Annotated in this window: 9 protein-coding genes, 2 tRNA genes and 5 rRNA genes (1 of these 16 only partly in view); 10 read left to right on the forward strand and 6 right to left on the reverse strand. The window is 57.5% G+C overall.

What is annotated here, in order from left to right; all coding sequences use genetic code 11:
- From HU763_RS00620 to rrf (HU763_RS00650), 7 genes are all read left to right on the forward strand, one after another.
- A 23S ribosomal RNA gene (locus tag HU763_RS00620) occupies positions 1-1,743 on the forward strand (it extends 1,149 nt beyond the left edge of the window).
- A 134-nt stretch (positions 1,744-1,877) separates the two neighbouring features.
- Positions 1,878-1,993: ribosomal RNA gene (rrf, locus tag HU763_RS00625) — 5S ribosomal RNA — on the forward strand.
- Between the two features lie 445 nt (positions 1,994-2,438).
- Positions 2,439-3,975: ribosomal RNA gene (locus HU763_RS00630) — 16S ribosomal RNA — on the forward strand.
- 85 nt (positions 3,976-4,060) lie between these two features.
- Positions 4,061-4,137 (forward strand) — tRNA-Ile (locus HU763_RS00635).
- A 24-nt stretch (positions 4,138-4,161) separates the two neighbouring features.
- A tRNA-Ala gene (locus HU763_RS00640) sits at positions 4,162-4,237 on the forward strand.
- Between the two features lie 249 nt (positions 4,238-4,486).
- A 23S ribosomal RNA gene (locus tag HU763_RS00645) occupies positions 4,487-7,378 on the forward strand.
- A 134-nt stretch (positions 7,379-7,512) separates the two neighbouring features.
- A 5S ribosomal RNA gene (rrf, locus tag HU763_RS00650) occupies positions 7,513-7,628 on the forward strand.
- The 16S, 23S and 5S rRNA genes sit together here with 2 tRNA genes alongside, the layout of an rRNA operon.
- A gap of 115 nt (positions 7,629-7,743) precedes the next feature.
- Here the strand turns inward: rrf (HU763_RS00650) and HU763_RS00655 are convergent.
- From HU763_RS00655 to HU763_RS00670, 4 genes are all read right to left on the reverse strand, one after another.
- Complete coding sequence (locus HU763_RS00655; RefSeq protein WP_202883433.1) at positions 7,744-10,224, reverse strand: TonB-dependent siderophore receptor; 2,481 nt, start codon at positions 10,222-10,224, stop codon at positions 7,744-7,746.
- 120 nt (positions 10,225-10,344) lie between these two features.
- Positions 10,345-11,301: a FecR domain-containing protein gene (locus HU763_RS00660; protein ID WP_186690701.1), complete on the reverse strand. Its 957-nt coding sequence runs from the start codon at positions 11,299-11,301 to the stop codon at positions 10,345-10,347.
- A 4-nt stretch (positions 11,302-11,305) separates the two neighbouring features.
- Positions 11,306-11,809: a sigma-70 family RNA polymerase sigma factor gene (locus tag HU763_RS00665; protein WP_186690703.1), complete on the reverse strand. Its 504-nt coding sequence runs from the start codon at positions 11,807-11,809 to the stop codon at positions 11,306-11,308.
- A gap of 110 nt (positions 11,810-11,919) precedes the next feature.
- Complete coding sequence (locus HU763_RS00670; RefSeq protein WP_186690705.1) at positions 11,920-12,609, reverse strand: GntR family transcriptional regulator; 690 nt, start codon at positions 12,607-12,609, stop codon at positions 11,920-11,922.
- Positions 12,610-12,812: 203 nt separating this feature from the next.
- Between HU763_RS00670 and lapG the strand changes: the two genes are divergently transcribed.
- Together lapG and lapD are read left to right on the forward strand one after the other, a co-directional pair.
- Positions 12,813-13,574: a cysteine protease LapG gene (gene lapG / locus HU763_RS00675; RefSeq protein ID WP_186690719.1), complete on the forward strand. Its 762-nt coding sequence runs from the start codon at positions 12,813-12,815 to the stop codon at positions 13,572-13,574.
- Positions 13,575-13,584: 10 nt separating this feature from the next.
- The gene (gene lapD / locus HU763_RS00680) at positions 13,585-15,531 is read left to right on the forward strand and encodes a cyclic di-GMP receptor LapD (protein WP_186690707.1); all 1,947 of its coding nucleotides are present in this window, start codon (positions 13,585-13,587) and stop codon (positions 15,529-15,531) included.
- A gap of 157 nt (positions 15,532-15,688) precedes the next feature.
- Here the strand turns inward: lapD and HU763_RS00685 are convergent, their stop codons facing one another.
- Positions 15,689-17,047, reverse strand: a complete 1,359-nt coding sequence (locus HU763_RS00685; RefSeq protein ID WP_170027725.1) for an HlyD family type I secretion periplasmic adaptor subunit — start codon at positions 17,045-17,047, stop codon at positions 15,689-15,691.
- Between the two features lie 7 nt (positions 17,048-17,054).
- Positions 17,055-19,211 (reverse strand): type I secretion system permease/ATPase, encoded by a 2,157-nt coding sequence (locus tag HU763_RS00690; protein ID WP_170027726.1) that lies wholly within the window; start codon positions 19,209-19,211, stop codon positions 17,055-17,057.
- Here HU763_RS00690 and HU763_RS00695 point away from each other — a divergent pair.
- Entirely contained in the window at positions 19,158-19,640 is a 483-nt protein-coding gene (locus HU763_RS00695; protein WP_186690721.1) for a hypothetical protein, read from the forward strand. The two genes, HU763_RS00690 and HU763_RS00695, sit on opposite strands and share 54 nt — an antisense overlap.
- Positions 19,641-19,978: the final 338 nt, after the last annotated feature.

The raw sequence follows: 19,978 nt of genomic DNA on the forward strand, positions 1-19,978 counted from the left end.
CTACGGGTGTCATCTTTGATGACGCGGTAGAGGAGCGTTCTGTAAGCCTGTGAAGGTGAGTTGAGAAGCTTGCTGGAGGTATCAGAAGTGCGAATGCTGACATGAGTAACGACAATGCGAGTGAAAAACTCGCACGCCGAAAGACCAAGGTTTCCTGCGCAACGTTAATCGACGCAGGGTTAGTCGGTCCCTAAGGCGAGGCTGAAAAGCGTAGTCGATGGAAAACAGGTTAATATTCCTGTACTTCCAGTTATTGCGATGGAGGGACGGAGAAGGTTAGGCCAGCCTGGCGTTGGTTGTCCAGGTTTAAGGTGGTAGGCTGAAATCTTAGGCAAATCCGGGATTTCAAGGCCGAGAGCTGATGACGAGTTGCCTTTAGGCGACGAAGTGGTTGATACCATGCTTCCAAGAAAAGCTCCTAAGCTTCAGATAACTGGGAACCGTACCCCAAACCGACACAGGTGGTTAGGTAGAGAATACCAAGGCGCTTGAGAGAACTCGGGTGAAGGAACTAGGCAAAATGGCACCGTAACTTCGGGAGAAGGTGCGCCGGCGAGGGTGAAGGACTTGCTCCGTAAGCCCATGCCGGTCGAAGATACCAGGCCGCTGCGACTGTTTATTAAAAACACAGCACTCTGCAAACACGAAAGTGGACGTATAGGGTGTGACGCCTGCCCGGTGCCGGAAGGTTAATTGATGGGGTTAGCGCAAGCGAAGCTCTTGATCGAAGCCCCGGTAAACGGCGGCCGTAACTATAACGGTCCTAAGGTAGCGAAATTCCTTGTCGGGTAAGTTCCGACCTGCACGAATGGCGTAACGATGGCGGCGCTGTCTCCACCCGAGACTCAGTGAAATTGAAATCGCTGTGAAGATGCAGTGTATCCGCGGCTAGACGGAAAGACCCCGTGAACCTTTACTATAGCTTTGCACTGGACTTTGAATTTGCTTGTGTAGGATAGGTGGGAGGCTTTGAAGTGGGGACGCCAGTTCTCATGGAGCCATCCTTGAAATACCACCCTGGCAACTTTGAGGTTCTAACTCAGGTCCGTTATCCGGATCGAGGACAGTGTATGGTGGGTAGTTTGACTGGGGCGGTCTCCTCCCAAAGAGTAACGGAGGAGTACGAAGGTGCGCTCAGACCGGTCGGAAATCGGTCGTAGAGTATAAAGGCAAAAGCGCGCTTGACTGCGAGACAAACACGTCGAGCAGGTACGAAAGTAGGTCTTAGTGATCCGGTGGTTCTGTATGGAAGGGCCATCGCTCAACGGATAAAAGGTACTCCGGGGATAACAGGCTGATACCGCCCAAGAGTTCATATCGACGGCGGTGTTTGGCACCTCGATGTCGGCTCATCACATCCTGGGGCTGAAGCCGGTCCCAAGGGTATGGCTGTTCGCCATTTAAAGTGGTACGCGAGCTGGGTTTAGAACGTCGTGAGACAGTTCGGTCCCTATCTGCCGTGGACGTTTGAGATTTGAGAGGGGCTGCTCCTAGTACGAGAGGACCGGAGTGGACGAACCTCTGGTGTTCCGGTTGTCACGCCAGTGGCATTGCCGGGTAGCTATGTTCGGAAGAGATAACCGCTGAAAGCATCTAAGCGGGAAACTTGCCTCAAGATGAGATCTCACTGGAACCTTGAGTTCCCTGAAGGGCCGTCGAAGACTACGACGTTGATAGGTTGGGTGTGTAAGCGCTGTGAGGCGTTGAGCTAACCAATACTAATTGCCCGTGAGGCTTGACCATATAACACCCAAGCAATTTGCTGACGCAGATTGCGGTGGTGAAGATGACACGAACCGAAAGTTCGCAACGAACCACGAACATCACATATCCGAATTCGCTGGAGTGTCTACCAAGACCTTCTGGCAACAGAATTTCTTGACGACCATAGAGCATTGGAACCACCTGATCCCATCCCGAACTCAGCAGTGAAACGATGCATCGCCGATGGTAGTGTGGGGCTTCCCCATGTGAGAGTAGGTCATCGTCAAGATTAATTTCGCAAAACCCCTATCTGCACATGCAGGTAGGGGTTTTGTCTTTAAGTAGAAGCTATCGCTTCTCCTGGTTGGCTGAACGGCCGGTCGGTGGCAAAAAAGGTGGTTGACAGCGTTTTTGAATGCTGTATTATTCACCTCCCGCGACGAGAGATCGAAGCGAGTTAAGTGTCTGAAGTTAAACGGGTTTTTCTCAAAAACTTCAAAATAAACGCTTGACAGACCTTGAGGAAAGCGTAGAATGCGCGCCTCGGTTGAGACGAAAAGCTCTTAGCCAAACGCTCTTTAACAAATCGAATCAAGCAATTCGTGTGGGTGCTTGTGAGTACGGACTGATAGTCACAAAGATTATCAGCATCACAAGTGGCCATGCGAGAAATCACATAGTCATTTGAGATTGCTGAGCCAAGTTTAGGGTTTCTTAAAAACCCAAGCAGTATTGAACTGAAGAGTTTGATCATGGCTCAGATTGAACGCTGGCGGCAGGCCTAACACATGCAAGTCGAGCGGATGACGGGAGCTTGCTCCTTGATTCAGCGGCGGACGGGTGAGTAATGCCTAGGAATCTGCCTGGTAGTGGGGGACAACGTTTCGAAAGGAACGCTAATACCGCATACGTCCTACGGGAGAAAGTGGGGGATCTTCGGACCTCACGCTATCAGATGAGCCTAGGTCGGATTAGCTAGTTGGTGAGGTAATGGCTCACCAAGGCGACGATCCGTAACTGGTCTGAGAGGATGATCAGTCACACTGGAACTGAGACACGGTCCAGACTCCTACGGGAGGCAGCAGTGGGGAATATTGGACAATGGGCGAAAGCCTGATCCAGCCATGCCGCGTGTGTGAAGAAGGTCTTCGGATTGTAAAGCACTTTAAGTTGGGAGGAAGGGCAGTAAGTTAATACCTTGCTGTTTTGACGTTACCGACAGAATAAGCACCGGCTAACTCTGTGCCAGCAGCCGCGGTAATACAGAGGGTGCAAGCGTTAATCGGAATTACTGGGCGTAAAGCGCGCGTAGGTGGTTCGTTAAGTTGGATGTGAAAGCCCCGGGCTCAACCTGGGAACTGCATCCAAAACTGGCGAGCTAGAGTACGGTAGAGGGTGGTGGAATTTCCTGTGTAGCGGTGAAATGCGTAGATATAGGAAGGAACACCAGTGGCGAAGGCGACCACCTGGACTGATACTGACACTGAGGTGCGAAAGCGTGGGGAGCAAACAGGATTAGATACCCTGGTAGTCCACGCCGTAAACGATGTCAACTAGCCGTTGGAATCCTTGAGATTTTAGTGGCGCAGCTAACGCATTAAGTTGACCGCCTGGGGAGTACGGCCGCAAGGTTAAAACTCAAATGAATTGACGGGGGCCCGCACAAGCGGTGGAGCATGTGGTTTAATTCGAAGCAACGCGAAGAACCTTACCAGGCCTTGACATGCAGAGAACTTTCCAGAGATGGATTGGTGCCTTCGGGAACTCTGACACAGGTGCTGCATGGCTGTCGTCAGCTCGTGTCGTGAGATGTTGGGTTAAGTCCCGTAACGAGCGCAACCCTTGTCCTTAGTTACCAGCACGTTATGGTGGGCACTCTAAGGAGACTGCCGGTGACAAACCGGAGGAAGGTGGGGATGACGTCAAGTCATCATGGCCCTTACGGCCTGGGCTACACACGTGCTACAATGGTCGGTACAGAGGGTTGCCAAGCCGCGAGGTGGAGCTAATCTCACAAAACCGATCGTAGTCCGGATCGCAGTCTGCAACTCGACTGCGTGAAGTCGGAATCGCTAGTAATCGCGAATCAGAATGTCGCGGTGAATACGTTCCCGGGCCTTGTACACACCGCCCGTCACACCATGGGAGTGGGTTGCACCAGAAGTAGCTAGTCTAACCTTCGGGAGGACGGTTACCACGGTGTGATTCATGACTGGGGTGAAGTCGTAACAAGGTAGCCGTAGGGGAACCTGCGGCTGGATCACCTCCTTAATCGACGACATCAGCCTGCTGATGAGCTCCCACACGAATTGCTTGATTCATTGTAAAAGACGATGCTGTAACGCGACCCTGTTATAGGTCTGTAGCTCAGTTGGTTAGAGCGCACCCCTGATAAGGGTGAGGTCGGCAGTTCAAATCTGCCCAGACCTACCATTACATGGTTCAGCCGTAGAATACGGGGCCATAGCTCAGCTGGGAGAGCGCCTGCCTTGCACGCAGGAGGTCAGCGGTTCGATCCCGCTTGGCTCCACCACTTTCTGCTGTTGTGAAGTGTTGCACTTGATCAAACTCAGAAATGAGCATTCGCCTCGAATGTTGATTTCTGGCTTTTGTCAGATCGTTCTTTAAAAATTCGGATATGTGATAGATATAGACTGATGACCAGTTTCACTGCTGGTTAATCAGGCTAAGGTAAAATTTGTGAGTTCTGCTCGAAAGAGCAACATGCGAATTTTCGGCGAATGTCGTCTTCACAGTATAACCAGATTGCTTGGGGTTATATGGTCAAGTGAAGAAGCGCATACGGTGGATGCCTTGGCAGTCAGAGGCGATGAAAGACGTGGTAGCCTGCGATAAGCTTTGGGGAGTCGGCAAACAGACTGTGATCCAGAGATCTCTGAATGGGGGAACCCACTCAGCACAAGCTGAGTATCTTGTACTGAATACATAGGTGCAAGAGGCGAACCAGGGGAACTGAAACATCTAAGTACCCTGAGGAAAAGAAATCAACCGAGATTCCCTTAGTAGTGGCGAGCGAACGGGGACCAGCCCTTAAGTTGATTTGAGATTAGTGGAACGCTCTGGAAAGTGCGGCCATAGTGGGTGATAGCCCCGTACACGAAAATCTCTTGTCAATGAAATCGAGTAGGACGGAGCACGAGAAACTTTGTCTGAACATGGGGGGACCATCCTCCAAGGCTAAATACTACTGACTGACCGATAGTGAACCAGTACCGTGAGGGAAAGGCGAAAAGAACCCCGGAGAGGGGAGTGAAATAGAACCTGAAACCGTATGCGTACAAGCAGTGGGAGCCTACTTTGTTAGGTGACTGCGTACCTTTTGTATAATGGGTCAGCGACTTATATTCAGTGGCGAGCTTAACCGAATAGGGGAGGCGTAGCGAAAGCGAGTCTTAATAGGGCGTTTAGTCGCTGGGTATAGACCCGAAACCGGGCGATCTATCCATGGGCAGGTTGAAGGTTAGGTAACACTGACTGGAGGACCGAACCGACTACCGTTGAAAAGTTAGCGGATGACCTGTGGATCGGAGTGAAAGGCTAATCAAGCTCGGAGATAGCTGGTTCTCCTCGAAAGCTATTTAGGTAGCGCCTCATGTATCACTCCAGGGGGTAGAGCACTGTTTCGGCTAGGGGGTCATCCCGACTTACCAAACCGATGCAAACTCCGAATACCTGGAAGTGCCGAGCATGGGAGACACACGGCGGGTGCTAACGTCCGTCGTGAAAAGGGAAACAACCCAGACCGTCAGCTAAGGTCCCAAAGTCATGGTTAAGTGGGAAACGATGTGGGAAGGCTTAGACAGCTAGGAGGTTGGCTTAGAAGCAGCCACCCTTTAAAGAAAGCGTAATAGCTCACTAGTCGAGTCGGCCTGCGCGGAAGATGTAACGGGGCTCAAACCATGCACCGAAGCTACGGGTGTCATCTTTGATGACGCGGTAGAGGAGCGTTCTGTAAGCCTGTGAAGGTGAGTTGAGAAGCTTGCTGGAGGTATCAGAAGTGCGAATGCTGACATGAGTAACGACAATGCGAGTGAAAAACTCGCACGCCGAAAGACCAAGGTTTCCTGCGCAACGTTAATCGACGCAGGGTTAGTCGGTCCCTAAGGCGAGGCTGAAAAGCGTAGTCGATGGAAAACAGGTTAATATTCCTGTACTTCCAGTTATTGCGATGGAGGGACGGAGAAGGTTAGGCCAGCCTGGCGTTGGTTGTCCAGGTTTAAGGTGGTAGGCTGAAATCTTAGGCAAATCCGGGATTTCAAGGCCGAGAGCTGATGACGAGTTGCCTTTAGGCGACGAAGTGGTTGATACCATGCTTCCAAGAAAAGCTCCTAAGCTTCAGATAACTGGGAACCGTACCCCAAACCGACACAGGTGGTTAGGTAGAGAATACCAAGGCGCTTGAGAGAACTCGGGTGAAGGAACTAGGCAAAATGGCACCGTAACTTCGGGAGAAGGTGCGCCGGCGAGGGTGAAGGACTTGCTCCGTAAGCCCATGCCGGTCGAAGATACCAGGCCGCTGCGACTGTTTATTAAAAACACAGCACTCTGCAAACACGAAAGTGGACGTATAGGGTGTGACGCCTGCCCGGTGCCGGAAGGTTAATTGATGGGGTTAGCGCAAGCGAAGCTCTTGATCGAAGCCCCGGTAAACGGCGGCCGTAACTATAACGGTCCTAAGGTAGCGAAATTCCTTGTCGGGTAAGTTCCGACCTGCACGAATGGCGTAACGATGGCGGCGCTGTCTCCACCCGAGACTCAGTGAAATTGAAATCGCTGTGAAGATGCAGTGTATCCGCGGCTAGACGGAAAGACCCCGTGAACCTTTACTATAGCTTTGCACTGGACTTTGAATTTGCTTGTGTAGGATAGGTGGGAGGCTTTGAAGTGGGGACGCCAGTTCTCATGGAGCCATCCTTGAAATACCACCCTGGCAACTTTGAGGTTCTAACTCAGGTCCGTTATCCGGATCGAGGACAGTGTATGGTGGGTAGTTTGACTGGGGCGGTCTCCTCCCAAAGAGTAACGGAGGAGTACGAAGGTGCGCTCAGACCGGTCGGAAATCGGTCGTAGAGTATAAAGGCAAAAGCGCGCTTGACTGCGAGACAAACACGTCGAGCAGGTACGAAAGTAGGTCTTAGTGATCCGGTGGTTCTGTATGGAAGGGCCATCGCTCAACGGATAAAAGGTACTCCGGGGATAACAGGCTGATACCGCCCAAGAGTTCATATCGACGGCGGTGTTTGGCACCTCGATGTCGGCTCATCACATCCTGGGGCTGAAGCCGGTCCCAAGGGTATGGCTGTTCGCCATTTAAAGTGGTACGCGAGCTGGGTTTAGAACGTCGTGAGACAGTTCGGTCCCTATCTGCCGTGGACGTTTGAGATTTGAGAGGGGCTGCTCCTAGTACGAGAGGACCGGAGTGGACGAACCTCTGGTGTTCCGGTTGTCACGCCAGTGGCATTGCCGGGTAGCTATGTTCGGAAGAGATAACCGCTGAAAGCATCTAAGCGGGAAACTTGCCTCAAGATGAGATCTCACTGGAACCTTGAGTTCCCTGAAGGGCCGTCGAAGACTACGACGTTGATAGGTTGGGTGTGTAAGCGCTGTGAGGCGTTGAGCTAACCAATACTAATTGCCCGTGAGGCTTGACCATATAACACCCAAGCAATTTGCTGACGCAGATTGCGGTGGTGAAGATGATACGAACCGAAAGTTCGCAACGAACCACACATATCACATATCCGAATTCGCTGGAGTGTCTACCAAGACCTTCTGGCAACAGAATTTCTTGACGACCATAGAGCATTGGAACCACCTGATCCCATCCCGAACTCAGCAGTGAAACGATGCATCGCCGATGGTAGTGTGGGGCTTCCCCATGTGAGAGTAGGTCATCGTCAAGATTCAAATCCAAAGCCCCTGTCTGCGCTGCAGACAGGGGCTTTGTCTTTTCCGGGCCATGACTCCCAAGCCAGGGCGATAGCGGTATAGGAATGTGCAGCTACGGCTACCGCGGGTTCAGAACTGATAGGTGACGGTAGCACTCACGTTGCGTTCCTCTCCCATGTAGCAGTAGTCCAAGCTGGCACACGAGCTGATGTAGCTTTCATTGGTCAGGTTGTTGGCGTTCAGGCGGACATCCACACCCCGAAGGCCGATCTTGCTCAGGTCATAGCCGATCGAGGCGTCGAACAAGGTGTAGGCGGGCACTTTCATGCTGTTTTCCGCATCGACCCAGCTGTACCCCACATATCGCACGCCACCGCCCAGCCGCAGGCCATCCAGCGCCCCTTGCCGGAAGTTGTAATCCGCCCACAGGGAGAACATCTGTTTTGGCGCCTGGGTTGGTGAATTGCCCTTGTTGTCCAAGGTGGCCGACACCAGGCTGGGCATGGACTTGGCGTACTCGATATCGGTGAAGGTATAGCCGCCCAGCACCTTCAAGCTGTCGGTCAGCTGCACATGGGCCTCCAACTCGAGCCCTTGCGAGCGCACTTGGCCTACAGGGCGATAGAAGTCTTCGTCAGGCTGCTTGGAGGCCAGGTTCTCCTGTTCTATTCGGAATAACGATGCAGTGAACAGGTTGTCGCTCCCGGGCGGTTGATACTTGATGCCGGCCTCCCATTGAGTGCCCTCGGTTGGTGCCAATGGGCGACCAGCCTGGTCGGAAACCGTATTGGGGTTGAATGACTCCGAGTAGCTGACATAAGGCGCAATGCCATTTTCGAACAGGTAGAGCACCCCAGCGCGGGTAGTAAACCTGGAGCGCTGATCATTGACCTTGGTGTTGCTATCGCGGTTCTCCTCGGACACCTTCACCCAATCCTGGCGCAGCCCCAAGGACAAACGCCACTGGTCCAGTTCCACAAGGTCCTGCAAGTACACACCCGTTTGTTGTAAACGCCGCTGGTAGCGGTTTTCGCCCAGCACCCGCAGGTTGCCATTGCCGTACTGCGGGTTGCCGGCATCCAGCGGGTCGACTGTGCCATAACGCCATGCCACATCGGCCTTGCGTCGTTGATAATCGGTACCCAGCAGCAAGGTATGTTTGGCGGCCCCCGTGAAGAATTCGGCCTGCAGCATGTTGTCGATGATGTACGAATGCAGGCGCTCGTCGCCGCCGGTGTAGGCGCGGTTGAGGATATTGCTGTCGGCATCCGCCCAACCGGCGGAATACACCTGGTCCATCGACACGTCCGAATCCTGGTAGCGGAAGTTCTGTCGCGCGGTGAGTACATCGTTGAAGCGATGCTCGAACTGGTAGCTGAAGGACTGCTGGGTACGCTCGTAGTTGTCGATACCCGGCTCACCCTCGAAGAAATGGTCCGACAGGCGCAAGCCGTTGCGCTTGTGCAGCATGCCGTTTGCGGGGTTGCCGCCGTGGTACCCGCCGTTGGGGTCGTGTTGCAGGTAGGCCTGCAGGGTAAGCGAGGTGTCCTCGCTGAAGTCGATGCTGATGGCCGGCGCGATGGCGTAGCGTTCTTCCTTGTTGTGGTCGAACTGCGTGTCGGAAGCATCCGCAAGGCCTGTCAGGCGGTACGCAATGCGCTTGTCGTCATCCACAGGGCCGCTGAAGTCGAAACCCATGCCTCGCTGGCCTTGGGTACCGACCGTGGCCTGAACTTGGCGGTAGCGGGTGAACAACGGCTTCTTGGTGGTCAGTGCTACCAGGCCTCCTGGGGAGCTACGGCCATAGAGTACCGAAGAAGGCCCCTTGAGGATGTCTATCCGTTCCAGGAAGTAAGGGTCCACCTGCATGGTGCTGTAGGTACCGTTGTCCCCCATCGACTTGAGCCCATCGACGTAGATGTTGTCCACCGAGCCGTCATTGAAACCACGCATGGCCACATAATCGTAGCGGTGGGTAGCACCGTAGGGGTTGGTCAGTACCCCGGGTGTGTAGCGCATGGCCTGGGCAACCGTCTGTGAGCCCTGGTCGTCCATCTGCTGCCGGGTGACCACCGAGACCGATTGGGATGTTTCGACCAACGCCATACTGGTCTTGGTCGCCACCTGGCTGTGCGTGGCGTTGTACCCGTCCATGCTACCCAGCGCATTGCCTAGGGTGAAACCATGGATATCGGTGTCTGGCAGCGACAACGCCGCACCTTGCGGTTGGGCTTGCAGCACGTAGCTACGCCCGTCCTGGCTGACTGCTTCCAGGCCGCTGCCGTTAAGCAGCTGCCGCAGTGCCTTGTCGGTAGGGTATTGCCCCTGCAACCCGTTGGACTGCAAGCCTTGGGTGAGCTGCGGTGTGGCTGACAGGGTGATGCCGGCCTGGCGGGCGAACTGGTTGAGCACATCATCCAACTGGCCGGCCGAAATTGTATAGTGTTGGCTAAGCTCGGCAGGTTCAGCTGCCATGGACATCGATGTGACAGCTGTCAGGCCCAATGCGGTACCGAACAAGGCGGCCCGGATCGCTTTGTGAAGTTTTGTTGAGTCTAAGACAGGTCGAAAATCATTCGCGTTGGCTGGGTGCGCGGAGGCGGTAGGCATGAAGGGTCCGTTAACGTGAGGGCAGGGGAAGGTTTACTGTCCTAGCCGAACTGGCATTCGAAACCCGCCAAAAAAGCTGTTGGAGCGCTTCGCAGCGCCCAAGGCAAGCGTCGTCACCCGTCAGGCCAGCCCCTCGACACGCACCCACCAGCGGGTGACTTGCCGGAGCTTTACCGGCAGCGTCCGTGGCAGCACCAGCAACAATTGCTCCGGGTCTTCGAGGCGGAATACACCAGACAGGCGCAAATCGGCGGTGTCATCGCTGCAGCCCAGATAACCATGACGATAACGGCTGACCTGCGTGAGAAAGTCGACCAGGCGAATGTCCCGGGTGACGAGCAACCCTTCAGTCCAGGCCATCGCATCCATGTCCACCTGCTCAAGCCGATAGGCCCCTTGTGCATCCAGGCGCCAGTTCTGGCCGCTTTCAATCCACTGCATCGCGCCTTTGCCGGGCCGGTGTATCGCTACCCTGCCATGGCTGACACTGACCCTGGTGCAGTCGCTGTCCTGCCGCGCCACGAAGCGTCCTTCGAGCCCTTCCAGCAGTGCGTCGCGTGTTTGTACAAGAATCGGCCGCTGCGGGCCGCAGGTAATCAGCATTTCCCCTTGCTTCAGGCGGATCAGGTTTTGCCCGTCTTTGAAAGCCAGGTCGACTGCGCTGCGCGTATTCAGTTGTATCGACGTTCCGTCGGGAAGCCGGAAGCTGCGTCGTTCTCCCGTGGCGGTGGCATAGTCCGATGTCCAGCTATTGATGCCATCAAGGCCTGTGCCTAGCCATGCCGCCGAGCCAACCATCGCAACCCCGCCAAGCAGTTTCAGGGCCTGCCGACGCTGCAAGCGGCGCTGGCTGCTTTCCAGGGTTTGCATGGCCAGCCCAGCTCCGGGGATTGCGCGCATGTCGAGTTCCTGGTGGAGGTGTACCAGCCGTTGCCAAGCCTGTTCGTGTTCGTGGCGGGCTTCCCGCCATTGCGCGCACTGTCGCTGCAGGGCAGGATCGTGCCCGCTTTCGCGTAGCCTCAGCATCCACTGGATGGCCTGCTTGACCGTCGTTGCATCAGGCTGTGCGGTGCTCATGGCATCAGTACTCGTCTGCGTAGCGCAGCAGGTAGCAGTGGTAGAGCGCATCGGCTATGTAGCGCTCCACGGTACGCACCGAGATTCCCATCTGGTCGGCAATGGCCTGATGCTTCAGCCCCTCGCATTGGGCCAGCAGGAAGGCGCGGCGTACCTTGGGTTTGAGGCCGTCGAGCATGCGCGCGATGCGCTCCAGCAACTCCAGCAGCAATTCCTGGGTTTCGGCCGAGGGGGTGTGTGCTTGCGGCAGGTGTGCCAGCGCCTCGAGATAGGCCCTGTGCAGTTCCTCGCGCCGCCAGTGATCAATTACCAGCCCACGCGCGACCGTCCGCAGGAAGGCACGTGGCGTATTCAGTTGCAGGTGTTCGCGACGCTGCAGCAAGCGCACGAAGGTATCCTGGGCCAGGTCTGCGGCATCGGCGGCATTGCCCAGCTTGCTGCGCAGCCAGGCATGCAACCAGCTGTGGTGGTCACTGTAGAGCGTTTGCAAGGAGTCGTTGCTGGACATGGATGAGGGCGCTGCCATCAATGGACATGAATGATAATTAGTCTCATTGTTGGCGGAGGCCGATCGATTTGCAACCCATGCCTGATCCGTGCCCGGGTGTCATTGCACGGCTAGCGCCCCAACTGGCTATCGAGGTACCTGCGGATCACCCCTGCTGCGGTATTCAGGTGTTTTTCCAGCACCGTTATCGCTTCGTCTACCTGCTTGGCGCTGGCCGCATCGACCAGTGCGTTGTGATCGTCCTGGGTAAGCTTGCCCAGGCCCATGGATGAGAGATGAAAGCGCAGGAAGCGTTCTTCCTGGTTCAGCTCATCTTCGATCAGGCGCAGCAATTTCTTGTTGGGTGCCTTGTTGTACAACGACATGTGCAACAGGCGATTGAGACGGCCGATTTCGGCATGCCGGGTTTCGTTCTCCAGTTGCTGGATATATCCGCGAGCGCTGGCGATGTCGCTGGCATCGAGCAGCGGAATGGACTGCCGCAGCGCCTCGGTTTCGAGCAGTACGCGCAGGGCATAGGTATCCACTGCGTCCTCGCCAATCAACGGTGCAACCACTGCACCCTTGTGCATTTCCACCTTCAGCAACGATTGAGCCTCGAGCTGGCGCAGCGCCTCGCGCACGGGCATGCGGCTGACACCGAACAAGGTAGCGAGTTCCTGTTGCCGCACAGCAGTACCCGGAGGCAGGCGGCCATCCAGAATGGCACTGCGCAGGCGTTCTTCGATAACGCCACGGGCCTGGTGCGGCAACAGCTGTTCACTGGCCAGCACATTGCTCAATTTGAATTTCTGGGCCACGCGACGTCTGCCTCAACGATGACTAAAGTTGGATCCAATGACACTAGTAAAGCTCATGGGAGCGTCCAGCTTGCCCCCGCAGTGGAACGGGCGCCCCAAAAGCGCGGCTATGGTGGATGAAGTCGCCTGTCAAAGGAAGCGGCCCAACGAAGGTTATAAGCCTAAAGTGTAGGTCGGCTGACAAGCGGATGCATGATTGCAGGGTGCCATTGTCTTTTGCCGCTGCAAGCCGCACCATCGCTGCTTTCGACAGGCCTGAACAGGGCTTCGCAGTGGCGCTAACCTGGATGCTCAAAACCGTTGTGCAACGTGTCAGCCTCGCTGCGCTGCTGGGCAGCATGCTGCTGGGCGGCCTGCACGCGGATTGGGACTTTTCCCAGATCAGCCGCAAGTCGCAGGCGCTGTATGGCTCGTTGGGGAGCGGGCAGGGTCGCATCGATGCCTGGCAGAACCTGATGGCTACCCAGAAGCAGGGTACGGAGCTTGAGCGACTGCAGGCGGTCAACCGCTTCTTCAACCAGCAGTTGCGCTATGTCGAGGATATCGACCTGTGGCACGAGGTCGATTACTGGGCCACGCCGATCCAGGCGCTGATCAAGGGCGCAGGGGACTGTGAGGACTATGCCATCGCCAAGTATTTCAGCCTGCGGCGCATGGGTATCCCTAGCGAGAAGCTGCGTATCACCTACGTCAAGGCGCTGCGGCAGAACCGGGCGCACATGGTCCTGACCTATTATTCAAGCCCACAGGCACAGCCATTGGTGCTGGACAGCCTGATGGACGCCATCAAGCCGGCCAGCCAGCGCACAGACCTGCTGCCGGTTTACGCTTTCAATGGTGAAGGGCTGTGGCTGACGGGCGCCGCAGGCAACAAGAAGGTCGGCGATACCAAGCGGCTTTCACGCTGGCAGGATCTGCTGAAGAAAATGCAGGCCGAAGGGTTCCCGGCCGAGCCGGTTTACTGAAGGAGCACAGATGTCACTGTTCAAACAATTGCTGTTGGCCATTTGCCTGTTCCTGGTGGTCGCCTTCAGTGGCAGTTTCATGGTCAGCCTGGAGAGTTCGCGCAGCCAATACGTCAACCAGTTGCGCTCGCACGCCCAGGATGCGGCGACTGCGCTGGCGCTGTCGCTGACACCGAATATCGACGACCCGGCGATGGTCGAACTGATGGTCAGTTCAATCTTCGACAGCGGTTACTATTCGAGCATCAAGGTCGTCGACCTGGGTTCCAATGCGGTGCTGGTGGAACGCCATGCCGAACCGGACCCTGGCGGTGTGCCGCGCTGGTTCGTACGCCTGATCGGCCTGGAAGCCGCCGGGGGCGATGCCATCGTCAGCCGCGGCTGGCAGCAGGCCGCGCGCGTTGAAGTGATCAGCCACCCAATGTTCGCCGTCGCCAAGCTCTGGCAAAGCGCCCTGGGCAGCCTGGGCTGGTTGCTGCTGTGTGGCGCGGCCAGCGCGGTGCTCGGCGCGTTGCTGCTGCGCCGCCAATTGCGCCCGCTGGATTATATGGTCGAGCAGTCCCACGCTATCGCCCGCCGGGAATTCCTCAGCCTGCCAGAGTTGCCGCGTACGCCGGAACTGCGCCGCGTGGTGCAGGCGATGAACCAGATGGTCGAGAAGCTCAAGGCCCTGTTCACCGAACAGGCCGAGCGCAGCGAACGGCTGCGGGCCGAGTCCTACCAGGACAGCCTGACCGGGTTGTCCAACCGGCGTTATTTCGAGATGCAACTGAACACCCGTGTGAGCAACCTGGAAGAAGCGCGCTCCGGCTACCTGCTGTTGCTGCGGGTCCAGGGGCTGGCGGGGTTGAACGCCCGCCTTGGTGGTCAGCGTACCGACCAGTTGCTGCAGGCTGTGGGCGAGCAGTTGCGCCGCACCTGTGCCAGCTACCCGGAAACCAACGACCTGATTTCCCGCAGCCGCGGTGGCGAGTTCGCGGTGCTTGCGCCAGGCATGGTGCATGAAGAGGCGGTGCAGCTTGCCCAGGCCCTGGAAGCGACCTTGCACAGCCTGCATGAGACTGGCGCCAGTGATATCGACCCAGTGGCGTGCATCGGCCTGGCGCCCTACAGCCCAGGCGACTCACCACAGGCGCTGCTGAAGCTCGCCGATGAGGCCCTGGCGCGTGCCGAGAACCAACCGACGCCGGGCTGGGTATGCCTCGAGCAGGGTGTGGCCGCCGTTGCCGCCGACAGCCAGCATGCCTGGCATGAGCGGCTGGACCAGGCGTTCAACAATGGGCATTTCGAGCTGTTCTTCCAACCGGTGGTGGATTGCGACACCGCGCAACGAGTACTGCACCACAAGGTGATTTCACGTTTGCAGGATGGCCAGGGCGAGGCACTGCCGGCGGGCCGCTTCCTGCCCTGGCTGGAGCGTTTTGGCTGGATGCCACGGCTGGATGTGCTGGTGCTGGAAAAGGTGCTCGCACACCTGCGCGGGCATGACCAGGTGCTGGCGCTGAACCTCTCTGCAGCCACCTTGGCCGATGCCAAGGCCCTGCAGCGTATCTTCGAATTGCTGAGCCAGCATGTGGCGCTGGGGCCGCGTCTGATTTTCGAGATTGGCGAAGAGCAACTGCCCGAACAAGCTGCCCTGGAGCAGCTGACCCGGCGCCTGCATGCGCTTGGCTTCGGCCTGGCGCTGCAACGCTTTGGCGGGCGCTTCAGCATGATCGGCAACCTGGCGCACCTGGGCCTGGCGTACCTGAAGATCGACGGTAGCTACATCCGCAACATCGATCATGAACAGCACAAACGGCTGTTCATCGAAGCGATCCAGCGCGCGGCACACAGCATCGACTTGCCGCTGATTGCCGAGCGGGTCGAGACCGAAGGGGAGCGGCTGGTGTTGCGCGAGATGGGCGTGGGCGGGATTCAGGGGCAGTTGGTTGGCGAGCCTGCGCCTTGGCGCTGACAGCCTACAGGTATCGCTGAGGAACAATGCGGTAACTTGTAGGAGCGGCCTTGTGTCGCGAAAGGGCTGCACAGCAGCCCCAGCGTTTCACGCATCGCTGCTGAATTCCGGGGCCGCTGTGCGGCCCTTTCGCGACACAAGGCCGCTCCTACAGCGATCAACGCTCGCGCAGCGCCTCCGAACGCGCCTTCATGATCGGCTTGAGCAGGTAGCTCATGATGGTTTTCTTGCCGGTCATGATGTCTACCGTTGCCACCATCCCCGGAATGATGAGCAACGGCTTCTCGTCAGTCCCCAGGTGGCTGCGATCGGTGCGCAGCTTGATCAGGTAGTAGGTGGTCTTCTTGTCTTCATCGGTGATGGTGTCAGCGCCGATCTGTTCCAGTTTGGCCTTGAGCCCGCCGTAGATGGTGTAGTCATACGCGGTGAACTTGACCGTCGCCTCCTGCCCCGGGTGCAGGAAGGCGATGTCCTTGGGCAGGATCTTCGCCTCGATGACCAGCGTATCGTCCAGGGGTACCACTTCGAGGATATCGCTGCCAGGCTGGATGACCCCACCAATGGTGTTGACCAGCAACTGTTTGACGATACCGCGTACCGGCGAGGTGACCATGGTGCGGTTGACCCGATCGTCCAGGGCCTTGCTGGTTGCGGTGGCCTTGTTCAACTCGGTGCGCGCTTCGTTCAGTTGGGTCAGCGCCTCGCTGCGGAATTTGCCGCGGGTCTCTTCGATCTTGCTTTGCACCTCACGGATCGCCGCTTCGGCCCGGGGGATGGCCAGCGCGGTGGAATCCAGCTGGCCGCGGTTTTCCACTTCGGCACGGCGCAGGCGCAGTACTTCGACCTGGGAGATCGCGCCGGTGGCCACCAACGGCTCGGACATGCTGATTTCTTTGCGCAGCAGTTCCAGGCTGTTGGCGTACTGGGCGCGTTTGGAGCTGTACTCGCGCAGCTCCTGCTGGCGCTGTACCAGCTGTTGTTGCAGGCCGCCAATCTCGTCCTGCAGTTGCTGGCGCCGGCTCTGGTACAGCGACTCTTCACTGGCGGCCTGGCTTGGTGCAGCCTTGCGCAGCGCCTCGTCGATCTTCAGCGGGCGATCTTCGACCTCGGCACTCAGGCGCTCGACCCGCAGGGCCATGGACAGGCGGTCTGCCTCGGTCTCACCAACGTTGGAGGCGAAGCGGGTTTCATCCAGGCGCAACAACGGCTGGCCCACTTCGACGATCTGCCCTTCCTTGGCGAAGATTTCGGCGACGATGCCGCCTTCCAGGTTCTGGATCTTCTGTACTTTGGACGATGGGATGGCCTTGCCTTCGCCCCGTGTGACTTCATCAATGGGGGCAACGCTGGCCCATACGATGAGGAACACGAAGAACAGGATCACGCCCCAGATGGTCAGCCGCACGACCCGCGGGGCATCCTCGATCAGGGCCTTGTTGACCTCGGGCAGCGGCTGGCCGCCCAGTGAGTCGGAACCTTTGAAATAGCGCCGCAGGCCATCCTTGAATTGCCCCATATCCAGCTTATGCAACACTGATCTGCCCCTTCTTCAACGCATCCATGACCGCGGCTTTCGGGCCGTCGGCGACAATCTGCCCGCGATCGATCACGATCAGCCGGTCTACCAGCGACAGCAGCGAGGCACGGTGCGTGACGAGCAGCACGGTCTTGCCTTCCACCACCGCTTGCAGGCGTTGCTTGAGGCGTTCTTCACCGGTGTTGTCCATGGCGCTGGTCGGCTCGTCCAGCAGAAGGATCTGCGGGTTGAGCAGCAGTGCACGGCCAAGCGCGACGTTCTGCCGCTGGCCGCCGGACAGGTTCTGGCCACGTTCACCTACTTGCAGCTCGTAGCCGTCCGGGTGCAGCCGAGCGAACTCATGGACGCCCGCCAGTTCGGCGGCTTGCAGGATCAACTCGTCTTCGATGTAGCGCGCGCCGCTGACCAGGTTGTCGCGCAGGGTGCCCGCCAACAACTGGATGTCCTGCGGTACGTAGCCAATGTTGTGGCGCAGTTCGCTGACGTCGATCTGGCGAATGTCCACGCCATCGACCAGCAGCGACCCGGCATCGGCCTCGTAGAGGCCGACGATAAGCTTGGCCAGCGAGCTTTTACCCGAGCCGCTGCGGCCGATGATGCCCACCTTTTCGCCGGGGCGGATGGTCAGGTTGATGTTCTTCAGGGCCTGGTTCTGCTGGTTCGGGTAAGTGAAATCGACCCCGCGGAATTCGACGCTGCCCTGCAGCACCTTGCGGCTCAGCGGGCGCTCTTCGAAATTGCGCTCTTGCGGCAGCTCCATCATGTGGTCGGTGGAGACCATGGTTACCTTGGCCTGCTGGTAGCGGGCGAGCAGGCCGTTGAGCTGGCCCAGCGGGCCGAGGGCACGGCCGCTGAGCATGTAGCAGGCAACCAGGCCGCCCATGCTGAGGTTGCCGTCGATGATCAGGTACACGCCGACGCAGATCATCGCCACGCCCGCCAGTTGCTGGATCAGCAGGGTGATGTTCATCGCCAGGCTCGACAGTAACTTCACTCGCAGTTCCAGGCGGCTGAGGGTGCCCAGGGTCTGCTCCCAGAGGTACTGGCGTTCACTTTCGGCATTGTTGACCTTGACCGCGTCCAGGCCAGCCAGTGTTTCGATCAGGCTGGACTGGCGCTCCGAGGCCAGGGCCATGGTTCGCTCCATGGTCGCCATCAATGGCCGCTGCAGGGCATAACCGATGCCCAGGGCCAATGGGAAGGCGATGATCGGAATCCATACCAGGTGCCCGCCAATGACCGCGATGACAATCAGGATGAGAATGGTGAACGGCAGGTCGATCAGGCTGGTGAGGGTCAGCGAGGCGAGAAAATCGCGCAGGCCCTGGAACTCGTGAATGTTCTGGGCAAAGCTGCCGACCCTGGCCGGGCGGTACTTCATCGACATGCCGACGATGCGTTCGAACAGGGTTGCCGAGATGATCAGGTCGGTCTTCTTGCCGGCCAGGTCCAGGCACAAGCCTCGCAGGCCCTTGAGGATAAGGTCGAAGATGTAGGCGCCGGCGATACCGATCGCCAATACCCAAAGGGTCGAAGTGGCCTGGTTGGGCACCACCCGGTCATACACGTTCATCACGAACAAGGGGGCGGCCAGGGCGATCAGGTTGATCACCAGGCTGGCGGCGATGGCATCGATGTATAGCCACTTGCTGCGCAGCAAGGTGTCACGGAACCACGACTTCGCCCGCGGGATGAGGTTGCCGTGGTTGACGTCGAACTTGTGCTGCGGCTGGGCGAAGAACACCCGGCCGCTGTAATCGCTCTGCAGGGCTTCGCGGCTGACATGCACCTCGCCACCATCGCTCTCGCTCAGTAGCAGACGCGCAGTGTCTTCGTTTTCCCAGCCCAACAGGACGGCGCTGCGGCCTTCCTTGAGCAGCAGCATGGCCGGCATGGCGATGCTCGGGATCTGCTCCAGCTTGCGCTGGAGCAGGCGCCCTTGCAGCCCGGCTCTGGCAGCTGCGCGCGGCAGCAGTTCGGGGCTCAGGCGCTGGGCAGGCAACGGCAGGCCGGTGGTCAGCATGACCCGGCTGGCTGGTTTCTGGTGCAGGACACACAGGCTCAACAGACTATCCAGCAGAGGATCGTCATGCTGACTGCGTGGATCGTGGCTGAGTTGGACTCGACTGACTTCGGATTCCACGCGGCGCTCTCTTCATCCTTGTGGTGGGTAGGGGGTGAGCCGCCGTTCGAGTTGGTTGGCTCACCTTGGCGTTCAAATGCTGCTGCCAGGCAGTGGGCCTGGGGGCTACGGCATCTGACGCTTGGGCAACCGGCCAATGGTCGCCTTGAATCGATATTGAGTAAACAATTCTTCGGTCTTCATTCTTACCAGGCGATGCCTGGTTGTGGTTGCTTCAGTTTTGTACCAGTCGGCTTGCACGCCGAAGCTCATTTGCAGCATAGCCTGCCATCTCATTGCCGACAGATTGCAATCAGTACCGACTTATCCAGGCGTCAGGAATCAGGCGCTGGCGCGTTGACGTTTTTTGGCGGGTTATTAGTCAAAATTCATATATTGAAAAATGGGCTTCCGTCAGGTTTGGTTGCGCAGGTTCGCAATGCTTTTTGATTGACGGGGTTACAAGTATTCGCGCAGTTCTTCGTTATCTCTTTGATCCAAGGCAAATCGTTCTCACGGGCTAGGCAGCGCTGCGAGCTGCTGCCAATCGGATTGGCTTGCAACCCCGCTCCGGCCGGCCTTTCGGGCGCTGCAGGCCGCATGTTGGGCAAGGTTTGTGCTTGTAGTCATTGTGAGCGCCTGGGTGACGGAAATTAACCCTGAATATTGATTCGGCCTCTATGCCAGCTGCCGATGGACGGTGGCGCTGACGCCAAATATGTGACTGTGACCGCATGGAAAATCGCACGTTATTCAAACCATGGACACGCTTTTGATGATGTGCGGCA

The organism is Pseudomonas anuradhapurensis (assembly GCF_014269225.2).
Lineage (GTDB): Bacteria > Pseudomonadota > Gammaproteobacteria > Pseudomonadales > Pseudomonadaceae > Aquipseudomonas > Aquipseudomonas anuradhapurensis.

Bases quoted from the DNA above. Each gene is read 5' to 3' on its own strand.
- HU763_RS00655 (WP_202883433.1), bottom strand. From the start codon at position 10,224: ATGCCTACCGCCTCCGCGCACCCAGCCAACGCGAATGATTTTCGACCT.
- HU763_RS00660 (WP_186690701.1), bottom strand. From the start codon at position 11,301: ATGAGCACCGCACAGCCTGATGCAACGACGGTCAAGCAGGCCATCCAG.
- HU763_RS00665 (WP_186690703.1), bottom strand. From the start codon at position 11,809: ATGTCCAGCAACGACTCCTTGCAAACGCTCTACAGTGACCACCACAGC.
- lapD (WP_186690707.1), top strand. From the start codon at position 13,585: ATGTCACTGTTCAAACAATTGCTGTTGGCCATTTGCCTGTTCCTGGTG.
- HU763_RS00685 (WP_170027725.1), bottom strand. From the start codon at position 17,047: ATGGGGCAATTCAAGGATGGCCTGCGGCGCTATTTCAAAGGTTCCGAC.
- HU763_RS00695 (WP_186690721.1), top strand. From the start codon at position 19,158: ATGCTGACTGCGTGGATCGTGGCTGAGTTGGACTCGACTGACTTCGGA.